Source organism: Micromonospora sp. 4G55, assembly GCF_016803375.1.
The window spans coordinates 1-9,781 of sequence record NZ_JAEVHN010000205.1 but is presented as its reverse complement, the minus strand read 5'-3'; the positions used below and the strand labels follow the sequence as shown (position 1 = coordinate 9,781).

Here is a 9,781-nt window from a genome sequence, read left to right as displayed (position 1 = left end):
CGCTCGCAGGCCGCCGAGGCCCGGCCGCCCGCTCCCCGGAGGAGGTCACGCCGGCAGATGTCCGCGCTCCAGTCCGGCACCGCCCGGGGTCGGCGCGACGGCGCGATCCGCTCCGTGCCGCCGGGGCGACCCGACGGCGCCGTACCCGCCCCGACCGGTGGGCGTACCGAGGGGCGGGGCGGGGATCCCGCGCCGTCCCCGCCGCCGGGTGCGACGGCGACGAACCCCGATTCCCCGACCGCGACTGAGAGGGACGCCTAGTGGTGGACACGACGAGGCAGAACGTCGACCTCGACTGGTTGCTCGACGAGCTGGTCGACCGGGTACCGGCCGCCCGCGAGGCCGTGGTGCTCTCCGCCGACGGGCTGATGCTCGGCGCCTCCGCCGAGCTGGACCGCGCCGACGCCGAGCACCTCTGCGCCCTGGCCTCCGGCTTCTCCAGCCTGGCCAAGGGCGCCAGCCGGCACCTCGCCGGCGGCGGGGTACGGCAGACCGTGGTGGAGATGGAGTCCGCGTACCTGTTCGTGACGGCCGCGGGGCGGGGCGCCTGCCTGGCGGTGGTCTGCGCGGCCGACGCGGACATCGGCCTGGTGGCGTACGAGATGGCGATGCTGGTCATCCGGGTCGGCGAGAACTTGACCGCCCCCGCCCGCGCGACGGTGGGGGCCGTCGATGCGGGCTGAGCCGCCGGGCGCCCAGCACGAGTGGCTGGACGCGGCGGCCGGCCCGGTGGTTCGTCCGTACACCCTCACCGGCGGCCGGGTGCGCCCGGTCGTCGACGGTTTCGACCTGGTCGCGTTCGTGCTGGCCGGCGCGGGCGCGGACCCGTCCGGCCAGCCGGGCCTCCAGCCGGAGCACCGGCGCCTGGTCGAGCTGGCCCGGCGTCCGGTCGCGGTGGCCGACCTCGCCGCCGACCTGGACCTCGCGGTGGGCGTGGTCCGGGTCCTCCTCGGTGACCTGCTCGCCCGGGGCCTGGTCTCGGTGCACGAGCCCCCGGCCGCCGCTCTTCCCGACAACGACATCCTCAAGGCGGTGGTCAGTGGACTACGTGCGCTCTGACCGGGACACCTCCGGGCCCCGGTTGCCGCTGGCTCTCAAGATCCTGATCGCCGGGGGGTTCGGCGCGGGCAAGACGACGTTGGTCAGCGCGTTGAGCGAGGTCCGCCCGTTGCAGACCGAGGAGGTGCTGACCGGGGCCGGCATCGGCACCGACGACCTCTCCGGGGTGGAGGCGAAGTCGACCACCACCGTGGCGATGGACTTCGGCCGGATCACGATCAACGAGGACCTGCAGGTCTACCTCTTCGGCACGCCCGGCCAGGACCGCTTCTGGTTCCTCTGGGACGAGTTGGCCTTCGGCGCGCTCGGCGCGGTGGTGCTGGCCGACACCCGGCGACTGGCCGACTGCTTCCCGTCGATCGACTACTTCGAGCAGCGGGGCATCCCGTTCGTGGTCGGGGTGAACTGCTTCGACGGGTCCCGCCGGTTCGGCATCGAGGCGGTACGCCAGGCGCTGGACATCGACCCGGACGTGCCGATGGTGCTCTGCGACGCCCGGGACCGGCAGTCCGCCAAGCTGGTGCTGATCTCGCTGGTCGAGCACGTCGCCCGGCAGCGGGGCGAACCGGTCCCGGTCTCCTGACCGGCGGGCGGCGGGGCGGGCGGTGACACCCGGCGCCCCGCCGCCGGCGTTCGAAGGAAATTCCGGAAAACAGGGCTAACGCCCGGGTCGACCGGGAAGCCTCTGGTTGGATCGACGGCAGGATCGGCGGAGGGTGCACCGGTGACGAACACGATCGTCCACATCGGCGGCTACACGGCGGCGAGCGGCGGGCGGGGAGCCGGCATCGTCGCCGCCCGCCGGGATCCCGACTCGGGGGAACTCACCCCGCTCGGCACCGTCGCGGTGACCGCTTCGCCCTCCTTCCTCGTCCGCCATCCCGCCCTGCCCGTCCTCTACGCCGTGAACGAGCTGCCGGAGGGGCAGGTCAGCGCCTTCCGGGTGGGTGGCGACGGCGACCTGACCCCGCTGGGCGTCCGGCCGACCGGCGGGGCCGACCCCTGCCACCTGGCGGTCGCGCCCGACGGGCGGCACCTCTTCGTGGCCAACTACGGCGGCGGAAGCGTGGCGGTCTTCCCGCTGGCCGCCGACGGCGCGCCCGCCGAGCGCAGCGACCTGGTCGTGCACCAGGGGCACGGCCTCGACCCGGAGCGCCAGGAGCAGGCGCACTGCCACATGGTCTCCCCGGACCCGGGGGCCGGGCCGCTGCTCGCCGTCGACCTCGGCACCGACTCGATCTACCGGTACGACCTGGACGCCGACCCGGGCCGGCTGGTGCCCCGCCAGCCCCGGATCCGTACCGCGGCCGGCACCGGGCCCCGTCACCTTGCCCGTCACCCCGACGGGCGGCGCTGCTGGGTGGCCGGCGAGCTGGACGCGACGGTCACCGCGTACGAGTCGACCCCGGACGGGGCGTGGCACCAGCGGGGACGGGTGGACGCCAGCGAGCGGACCGGGCACGTCCAGCCCTCCGAGATCGCGGTGGGGCCGGACGGGCGTTTCCTCTACGTCGGCAACCGGGGCGTGGGCACGATCTCGGTCTTCGCGCTGGACGGGGAGCTGCCCCGGCTGGTCGCCGAGGTCGACACCGGGGGCGAGTGGCCCCGGCACTTCGTGCTGACCGGGCCGCACCTCTACGTGGCGGACGAGCGGGCCGACATGGTCCGGGTGTTCCGGGTCGATTCCGACTCGGGCGCTCCCGAGCCGCTCGGCGAGCCGGTGCCGGTGCCGAGCCCGACCTGTGTCCTGCCCTGAGCGGCCCTGTCCGGTGTGGATCGTGGCAACGGCGCGAGACTGACTGATTACTCACTGTGCCGAAACAGCGATCAACTGTATCTCCTGCGTAACTTTCAGCCGAACGGTTATGGCACTATCCGAACGAGATACGCAAGATGGTCAGCGTGTCTGGCCGCCATCGCATGCGTTCAAGTATCCGTGGAGCAGGAGCCGCTGCGGCGGCGACTGCGCTCGTCGTCGTGGTCGGGGGTACCTGGTTCGGTTACCAGCAGCTGGCCGGACCCTCCTGCTCCGGCGAGATCCAACTGTCGGTGGCCGCCGCTCCCGAACTCGCCCCGGCGGTGCAGAAGGCCTCGGCGCAGTGGGTCGAGGACGGCGCGGCCGTGAGCGGCACCTGCATCGCGGTGAACGTGAGTGCCTCCGAGCCGGTGGACGTGGCGGCCGCGGTCGCCAGCAAGCACGGCGCCACCCTCGCGGGGGTCGGCCAGGCCAGCGGCACGGTGACCACGCCCGACGTCTGGATCCCGGACTCCTCCACCTGGCTGCTGCGGCTGAAGAACAACGGCGCCACCGCCTTCGCGCCGGGCAACGGCAACTCCGTCGCCCGCAGCCCGGTGGTGGTGGCGATGCCGGAGCCGGTGGCCTCCCGCTTCGGCTGGCCGGACAAGAAGCTCGGCTGGACCGACCTGCTCAAAGCGGTCAGCACCGGCAAGGGCCTGCGCGCCGGGATCGTCGAGCCGACCCAGGACGCCGCCGGCCTCTCCGGCCTGCTCTCCCTCACCGCCGCGGCGAGCGCCTCCGGCGGCGACACCGCGAAGGCGACCACCGGGGCGCTGCGGGCGCTGGCCACCGGCCGTTCCGCGCTGCGGCAGGACCTGCTCGCCCGCTTCCCGCGCTCCAACGACCCGACGTCCATCGCCAGCGGGCTCGGCGCCGCCGCGCTCTCCGAAGAAGACGTCATGGCCTACAACAGCACCAAGCCGCCGATCCCGTTGGCCGCGCTCTACCTGGAGCCGGCGCCGATGCCGCTGGACTATCCGTTCGCGGTGCTGCCGGGCATCGAGCCGGCCAAGCAGTCGGCCGCCCGGGTGCTCTTCGAGCTGCTCACCACGCAGGGTTTCAAGAACCGGCTGGCCGCCCAGTCGCTGCGGGCGCCGGACGGCAACTGGGGTGACGGTTTCAAGGCGCCGCAGGGGGCGCCCAGCCCGGCCGGTGGTCCGGCGTCCGCCCCGCCGGCGGGTGTCGGCGCGGTGGGTGGCCTGGACCCCTTCGCGATAGACCGTGCGGTCTCCGGCTGGTCCATCGCCACCCAGTCCGGTCGGATGCTCGCCGTCGTCGACGTCTCCGGCTCGATGAAGGCGAAGGTGCCCTCCGCGGGCAACGCCACCCGGGAACAGGTCACCGTGTCGGCGGCGAGCCGGGGCCTGAACCTGTTCGACGACTCCTGGTCGATCGGGCTCTGGACCTTCTCCACCGAGCTGGTGGGCTCGCGGGACTGGCGCGAGGTCGTGCCGATCAACCCGCTCTCCACCAACCGCAGCCGGCTGGAGCAGGGCCTCGCCGGGATCCGCCCGTCCAGCGGCAACACCGGTCTGTACGACACCGTGCTGGAGGCGTACAAGACGGTGCAGCAGGACTGGGAGCCGGGCCGGGTGAACTCGATCGTGCTCTTCACCGACGGCAAGAACGACGACAAGAACGGCATCTCGCAGGCCTCGCTGATCAGCCAGCTCAAGCAGCTCAACGATCCGGAGCGCCCGGTGCAGGTGGTCATCATCGGCATCGGCAACGAGGTCTCCAAGACCGAGCTCCAGTCGATCACCAACGTCACCGGCGGCGGCACCTTCGTCACCGAGGACCCGAGCAAGATCGGTGACATCTTCCTGAAGGCGATCGCGCTGCGCCCGAACGCGCCGCGCTGAGTCTTCGGACAGTGCGGGGAACCGCCGCACCGGAGCTTTCCGGTGCGGCGGTTCGCATTTCCGGTGTCCGGGCCGGAAGGCAAAGTGACGGCAATACGTCCGAATCAATCGGCGAGCATCATTGTCAGGCAGGATGTCCGGTACGCTCCGGCGTCGAGGTCCCGCCCGGGGCTGTCGTCGGCCGGAGCCGGTGCGCGCGATGTGGGGAGGCTGGGTGACCTCTGCGACGCTGTCCACGCCGGCACGGATCCCGCCTGCCCCGGCCGGCCCGCCCACCGGCCCGGTCGCCCGGGCCGACCAGCGGGCGTACGTGCGGATCCTGGTGGTGCTCGACACCGCCGTGCTCTCCCTCGCCGTCCTGGTCGGGTACGCCGCCCGCTTCGGTGACCGGGTGCCGGTCGGCTCCGAGATCCCGTACGTGCTGGTGGCCCCCGGCCTGGTGCTCACCTGGCTGCTCTCGCTGCGGATGCTGCGCTGCTACGACGACCGGGTGCTCGGCTACGGCGCCGACGAGTACCGGCGGGTGAGCGCGGCCAGCCTCCGGCTCGCCGGTGGCATCGCCATCGTCGGCTACATCGCCGACGCCGACGTGTCCCGGGGGTTCCTGGGCATCTCGTTCGCCGTCGGCACCGTGGGGCTGGAGGTGAACCGGTTCGCCGCGCGCAAGCGGCTGCACCGGGCCCGGTACTCCGGTGCCGGCTGGTCCCGCCGGGTGCTGGTGGTCGGCGACACCGCCCACGTGCTGGAACTCGTGCACACCCTGCGCCGCGAGCCGTACGCCGGCTATCAGGTGGTCGGCGCCTGCATCCCGGACGCGCTGCTCGCGCCGGTGCCGCAACGGCTCAGCGACGTGCCGGTGGTCGGCTCGCTGCGCGGCGTCCCCGAGGCGGCCGCCGCGATCGGCGCGGACACGGTCGCCGTCACCGCCTCCGGCGAGCTGACCGCGGCCCGGCTGCGCCGGCTGGGCTGGCAGCTGGAGGAGACCGGCATCGACCTGGTCGTCGCGCCGGCGCTCACCGACGTGGCCGGCCCCCGCATCCACACCCGACCGGTCGCCGGGCTGCCGCTGATCCACGTCGAGGCGCCCGAGTTCCGGGGCGCCCGCAAGCTGGTCAAGGAGTTCGTCGACCGGGCCGCCGCCGCGCTGGCGGTGCTGCTCCTGCTGCCCCTGGGGGCGGCGGTCGCGCTGGCCATCCGGCTCGAGGGCCGGGGCCCGGTGCTGTTCCGGCAGACCCGGGTCGGGCGGGGCGGCCGGGAGTTCGGCGTGCTGAAGTTCCGCACCATGGTGGTCAACGCCGACGCCCTCCTCGACGAGCTGGCGGTGCGCAACGAGACCGACGGGCTGATGTTCAAGATGCGCGACGACCCGCGGGTGACCCGGGTCGGGCGGCTGCTGCGCAAGTGGTCCCTGGACGAACTGCCGCAGCTGGTCAACGTGCTGCTGGGGCAGATGAGCCTGGTCGGCCCCCGGCCGCCGCTGCCCTCCGAGGTGGCCCGCTACGACGGCGACGTGGCCCGGCGACTGCTGGTCAAGCCCGGGATGACCGGGCTCTGGCAGGTCAGCGGCCGCTCCGACCTGAGCTGGGAGGACGGCATCCGGCTCGACCTGTACTACGTCGAGAACTGGTCGCTCGCCGCCGACCTGACCATCCTCTGGAAGACCTTCGGCGCGGTGCTGCGGGGGCGCGGGGCGTACTGACTGCTCAGGGCTGCGGGCCGGTCCAGTCCAGGCAGACCACCACCGCGTCGTCGATCAGGTCGCCGGCGACGAACGCCCGCAGGTCGCCCAGGAGCGACCGGACGGCGTCCAGCGGCTCCATCGGTCCGGTACGGCGCAGGAACCGGTCCAGCGCGGTCTCCCCGTACCGGACGTTCTGGCCGGTCGCGTCGATCACGCCGTCGCTGAGCACGAAGAGCCGGTCGCCGCGGCGCAGCTCGAAACACTGCTCCTGGTAGTCGGTGCCCTCGAACATGCCGAGCGGGAACTGCTTTTCGAGCACCTGTTCGCTGATCTCCCCGTCGCGCAGCCGCACCAGGCGGGGCGACCCGGCGTCCACCACCGTCAGCTTCCCGGAGGCGAGGTCCAGCTCCATCAGCAGCGCGGACAGGTGCTGCTCCCCCCGGTGCAGGGCGTAGATCGCCTGGTCCGCCAGGGCGGCCTGGTCGGCCAGCCCGAGTCCGGCCCGGCGGGCGTTGCGCAGCGCGTAGGTGGCCAGCGAGGTGAGCAGCGCGGCGGCCACCCCCTCACCCGATCCGTTGATCGTGGCGAGCCAGACCCGGTCCCCGTCGTCGGACCAGTCGAAGCTGTCGCCGCGCACCGCGTACGCCGGCTCCAGCTGACCGGCCAGGCTGAACGACGGGCGGATCCGGCTGCGGCCGGGCAGCAGCTCCCACTGCATCTCGGCGGCGAGGGTGAGCCGGCGGGCCCGGCGGGCCGCCCGGTAGACGTCGGTGCCGGCGGAGACGGCGGTGAGTTCGTGCCCGAGGGCGGTGGCGATGGCGGCGAGTTCCTCGACCTGGGCGGGGTCGTCGGCGACCGGGGCCACGCGCAGCACCCCGCGCCGTTCGCCGCGCATGCCGACCGGGAACCAGCCGACGCCGCCGGCCACGATCGGCTCCTGGTGGTCGAAGCAGCGCCAGGCCGGGTGGCCCGGCTCGGTGATCGGATCCTCGTCACCGAGCGGCAGCAGCACCGAGAGGCGGTAGTCGACCTGGAAGAGTTCGCTCTCCGTGATCCTGAACGTCCGTTCCAGCTCGGCGGTGAGCCGGTCGAGCAGGAGGTCGGCCGGTGCCTCGACCAGCACCCGCCGGGCGCGATCGTCCGGTCCGCTCATCATCACTCCTCCTGACAGGGGCCGACCACCCGGTACTCCGGGTAGTCTCGGGCCCACCATGGCCGACGAACATGGTCCCGCGGGACCGGAACTGAGTATGGCCGCCGAGCTGGACGGCGCGGCGGGTGCCCTGCTGTCCGTGTGGGAGGCGGCGCGGGAGGGCACCACCAGCCGTCTCTCCGCCGCTCAGCTGCGCGCGGTCATGGTCGTGGAGCGGCACGACGGGATCAACCTCCGCCGGCTCGCCACCCTGCTCGACATGCTGCTCTCCTCGGCCAGCCGGCTCTGCGACCGGCTGGTGGCGGCCGGCATGCTGGAGCGGGAGCCGGGCCGCCTCGACCGGCGGGAGATCTCCCTGCACCTGACCCCGGAGGCCCGGGGACTCCTCGCCGAGCTGCGCCGGGACCGGCGGCGGCGGCTGGCCGACGTGCTGGCCGGGATGAGCGACGAGGGCCGCCAGGCCCTGCTGCGGGGAGTTCGGGAGTTCGACCGGGCCGCCCGCGACCTGGAGGAGTCGGCGCCGCCGGTGGTGCCGTGGCAGGGCAGCGGCGTTCCGCCCCACGACGGCGCGATCGACGACCCCTCGGCGGCCCGCTCCGCCTGATCCTGATCCGCCAGGGCGCCGTCACCGCCGGCCGTGGGTCAGCTCGGGGCCGGCCGGGGCGCGGCGCAGACGGCGAGCATGGCGATGTCGTGGTGGCTCTGCCCGTCCAGCCAGGCGTCCACCGCTTGGAGCAGGCGGTCGACCACCGCGCTCGGCGGCTGTCCCGCCGCCGAGGCGAGCACCTCGCGCAGCCGTCGCTCGCCGAACGTCTCCATCGCCGTCGGGCCGCCGCGCGCCTCGGTCACCCCGTCGGTGTACGCCAGCAGCAGCTCGCCCGGGGCCAGTCGCACCTCCGCCTCGGCGAAGGTCGCGGTGGTGAAGGCGCCGATCGGCATGCCACCGACCGGCACCGGGGTGGTGGTGCCGTCGGCGCGTACCAGCAGCGGGGCGGGGTGCCCGCCGCCGGCGACGCGTACCCGGGCCCCGCCGTCGGCCTCCGGCTCGGCGGTGCCGAGCAGCAGGGTGGTGAACCGGGCGCGCCGGGCGGCGTCCGGTGCGTCGAACAGGGCCCGGTTGAGCAGCCGCATCAGCTCCACCGGACGCTGCTCGACCAGGCGGAGCGTCTGCAACGACTGGCGCACCCGGCCGGTGAGCACGGCGGCCCCGACGCCCCTGCCGCGGACGTCGCCGAGGGCGAACATCCCGCCCCGCTCGGTGCGGAACACGTCGTAGAAGTCGCCGCCGATGCGCAGGCTGTCCCGGCGGCCCGGTAGCCGCCAGCCAGGGCGAGGCCGGGCAGTGAAGGCAGCTCCGGCGGCAGGAGGCTGTGCTGGAGCACCCGGGCCAGGTGCGCCTGCTCGCCGTAGAGCTGGGCGGCGGCGTGCGAGGCGCCGGCCCGGGCGGCGAACTCCCGGACCAGCTCGACGTCGCGCTGGTCGAAGCCCGGGCGCTCGGCCCGGCGGACGAGGATCAGGGCGCCGCCCGGCGCGCCGGCGCCGGGCATCGGGCTGATCAGCACGGTGCCGGGGCGGCCGAACGAGTCGGGCAGCGCCTCGGCCAGCTCGGCGTCGAGCCAGGTGGTGGCTCGGTGGCGGCACCGTCGAGCGCCTCGGCCAGGTCGGGGACGGAGCCGGTCAGCTCAGCGGAGCCGACGCCGGTGACCGGCGCCTGGTCGCCCTCGGCGTACCGGATCCAGTGCGGCCGGTCGGTGGCGGGTGGCGGGTGGTGGACGACCAGCGCGGCATCGGCCAAATACGGCACCGACAGCGTGGCCGTGGCCCGCAGTGCCTGGTCGTCACCGCTGGTCGCCGCTCGCCTCGGCCTGTCGACCTGTGCGCATGCTGGTAGCGGACTCCTCGGGCGGAAACGTTGCCTCAGGGCAAGGGTAGCGAGGCGGACCGACGGACGCCCATCGAGCACAGTCGGCTCAGGGCCGGCCGGTCAGCCAACCGGACGGCCGGGTGATGATCCGGCGGACCACCGACCCGGCCCCACCGACCGCGGCCGACGCCGGGCCGAGCGCCGCCGCCCGGACCGTGACCGGCGACCAGGCGGCGGTGAGCACCCGGTCGCTCAGCTCGGCGAGCATCGGGGGGCGCAGCCAGGGCGCCAGGGTGGCGTATCCACCCCCGAGGACCACGGTGTCCAGGTCCAGCAGGTTGACCACGCCGGCCACCGCCACCCC

The 9,781-nt window shown here is 74.1% G+C and carries 11 protein-coding genes and 2 pseudogenes; 8 read left to right on the top strand and 5 right to left on the bottom strand.

Annotated features, from left to right (window positions below):
- The 7 genes and pseudogenes from JNW89_RS17945 to JNW89_RS17915 form a co-directional block, all read left to right on the top strand.
- A pseudogene (locus JNW89_RS17945) lies at nucleotides 1-261 on the top strand (ATP-binding protein); the annotation flags it as partial.
- A complete protein-coding gene (locus JNW89_RS17940) occupies nucleotides 261-683 on the top strand; it encodes a roadblock/LC7 domain-containing protein (protein WP_238449792.1) in 423 nt (140 codons plus the stop codon). The pseudogene JNW89_RS17945 and the gene JNW89_RS17940, both read left to right, overlap by 1 nt.
- Complete coding sequence (locus JNW89_RS17935) at nucleotides 673-1,059, top strand: DUF742 domain-containing protein (protein WP_238449791.1); 387 nt, start codon at nucleotides 673-675, stop codon at nucleotides 1,057-1,059. Before JNW89_RS17940 ends, JNW89_RS17935 begins: the two co-directional genes overlap by 11 nt.
- Nucleotides 1,040-1,642 carry an ATP/GTP-binding protein gene (locus JNW89_RS17930; RefSeq protein WP_238449790.1) on the top strand — a complete coding sequence of 201 codons (603 nt, stop codon included), beginning with the start codon at nucleotides 1,040-1,042 and terminating at the stop codon, nucleotides 1,640-1,642. Before JNW89_RS17935 ends, JNW89_RS17930 begins: the two co-directional genes overlap by 20 nt.
- Nucleotides 1,643-1,783: 141 nt before the next feature.
- Entirely contained in the window at nucleotides 1,784-2,815 is a 1,032-nt protein-coding gene (locus JNW89_RS17925) for a lactonase family protein (RefSeq protein WP_238449789.1), read from the top strand.
- Nucleotides 2,816-2,979: 164 nt separating this feature from the next.
- Nucleotides 2,980-4,719, top strand: coding sequence for a substrate-binding domain-containing protein (locus tag JNW89_RS17920; RefSeq protein WP_238449788.1), 1,740 nt, complete (start codon nucleotides 2,980-2,982; stop codon nucleotides 4,717-4,719).
- Between the two features lie 214 nt (nucleotides 4,720-4,933).
- Nucleotides 4,934-6,418 (top strand): sugar transferase, encoded by a 1,485-nt coding sequence (locus tag JNW89_RS17915; protein ID WP_309139998.1) that lies wholly within the window; start codon nucleotides 4,934-4,936, stop codon nucleotides 6,416-6,418.
- 4 nt (nucleotides 6,419-6,422) lie between these two features.
- On the opposite strand, the gene JNW89_RS17910 is transcribed toward JNW89_RS17915, so the two are convergent.
- Complete coding sequence (locus JNW89_RS17910) at nucleotides 6,423-7,553, bottom strand: PP2C family protein-serine/threonine phosphatase (protein WP_238449786.1); 1,131 nt, start codon at nucleotides 7,551-7,553, stop codon at nucleotides 6,423-6,425.
- 97 nt (nucleotides 7,554-7,650) lie between these two features.
- Between JNW89_RS17910 and JNW89_RS17905 the strand changes: the two genes are divergently transcribed.
- On the top strand, nucleotides 7,651-8,157 hold the full coding sequence (locus JNW89_RS17905) for a MarR family winged helix-turn-helix transcriptional regulator (protein WP_238449785.1): 507 nt from the start codon (nucleotides 7,651-7,653) through the stop codon (nucleotides 8,155-8,157).
- Nucleotides 8,158-8,195: 38 nt separating this feature from the next.
- On the opposite strand, the gene JNW89_RS17900 is transcribed toward JNW89_RS17905, so the two are convergent.
- The 4 genes and pseudogenes from JNW89_RS17900 to JNW89_RS17885 all read right to left on the bottom strand — a co-directional run.
- The gene (locus JNW89_RS17900; protein WP_238449793.1) at nucleotides 8,196-8,798 is read right to left on the bottom strand and encodes a PP2C family protein-serine/threonine phosphatase; all 603 of its coding nucleotides are present in this window, start codon (nucleotides 8,796-8,798) and stop codon (nucleotides 8,196-8,198) included.
- The gene (locus JNW89_RS17895; RefSeq protein ID WP_238449784.1) at nucleotides 8,684-9,115 is read right to left on the bottom strand and encodes a hypothetical protein; all 432 of its coding nucleotides are present in this window, start codon (nucleotides 9,113-9,115) and stop codon (nucleotides 8,684-8,686) included. The genes JNW89_RS17900 and JNW89_RS17895 overlap by 115 nt, the downstream gene beginning before the upstream one ends.
- Nucleotides 9,109-9,348 (bottom strand): hypothetical protein, encoded by a 240-nt coding sequence (locus JNW89_RS17890; RefSeq protein ID WP_238449783.1) that lies wholly within the window; start codon nucleotides 9,346-9,348, stop codon nucleotides 9,109-9,111. The genes JNW89_RS17895 and JNW89_RS17890 overlap by 7 nt, the downstream gene beginning before the upstream one ends.
- Before the next feature lie 175 nt (nucleotides 9,349-9,523).
- Nucleotides 9,524-9,781, bottom strand: a pseudogene (locus JNW89_RS17885) (sugar kinase); the annotation flags it as partial.

Excerpts from the sequence above, each read along its gene's own strand:
- JNW89_RS17935 (WP_238449791.1), top strand. The coding sequence starts at position 673 with ATGCGGGCTGAGCCGCCGGGCGCCCAGCACGAGTGGCTGGACGCGGCG.
- JNW89_RS17920 (WP_238449788.1), top strand. The coding sequence starts at position 2,980 with ATGCGTTCAAGTATCCGTGGAGCAGGAGCCGCTGCGGCGGCGACTGCG.
- JNW89_RS17910 (WP_238449786.1), bottom strand. The coding sequence starts at position 7,553 with ATGAGCGGACCGGACGATCGCGCCCGGCGGGTGCTGGTCGAGGCACCG.
- JNW89_RS17905 (WP_238449785.1), top strand. The coding sequence starts at position 7,651 with ATGGCCGCCGAGCTGGACGGCGCGGCGGGTGCCCTGCTGTCCGTGTGG.
- JNW89_RS17900 (WP_238449793.1), bottom strand. The coding sequence starts at position 8,798 with ATGTTCGCCCTCGGCGACGTCCGCGGCAGGGGCGTCGGGGCCGCCGTG.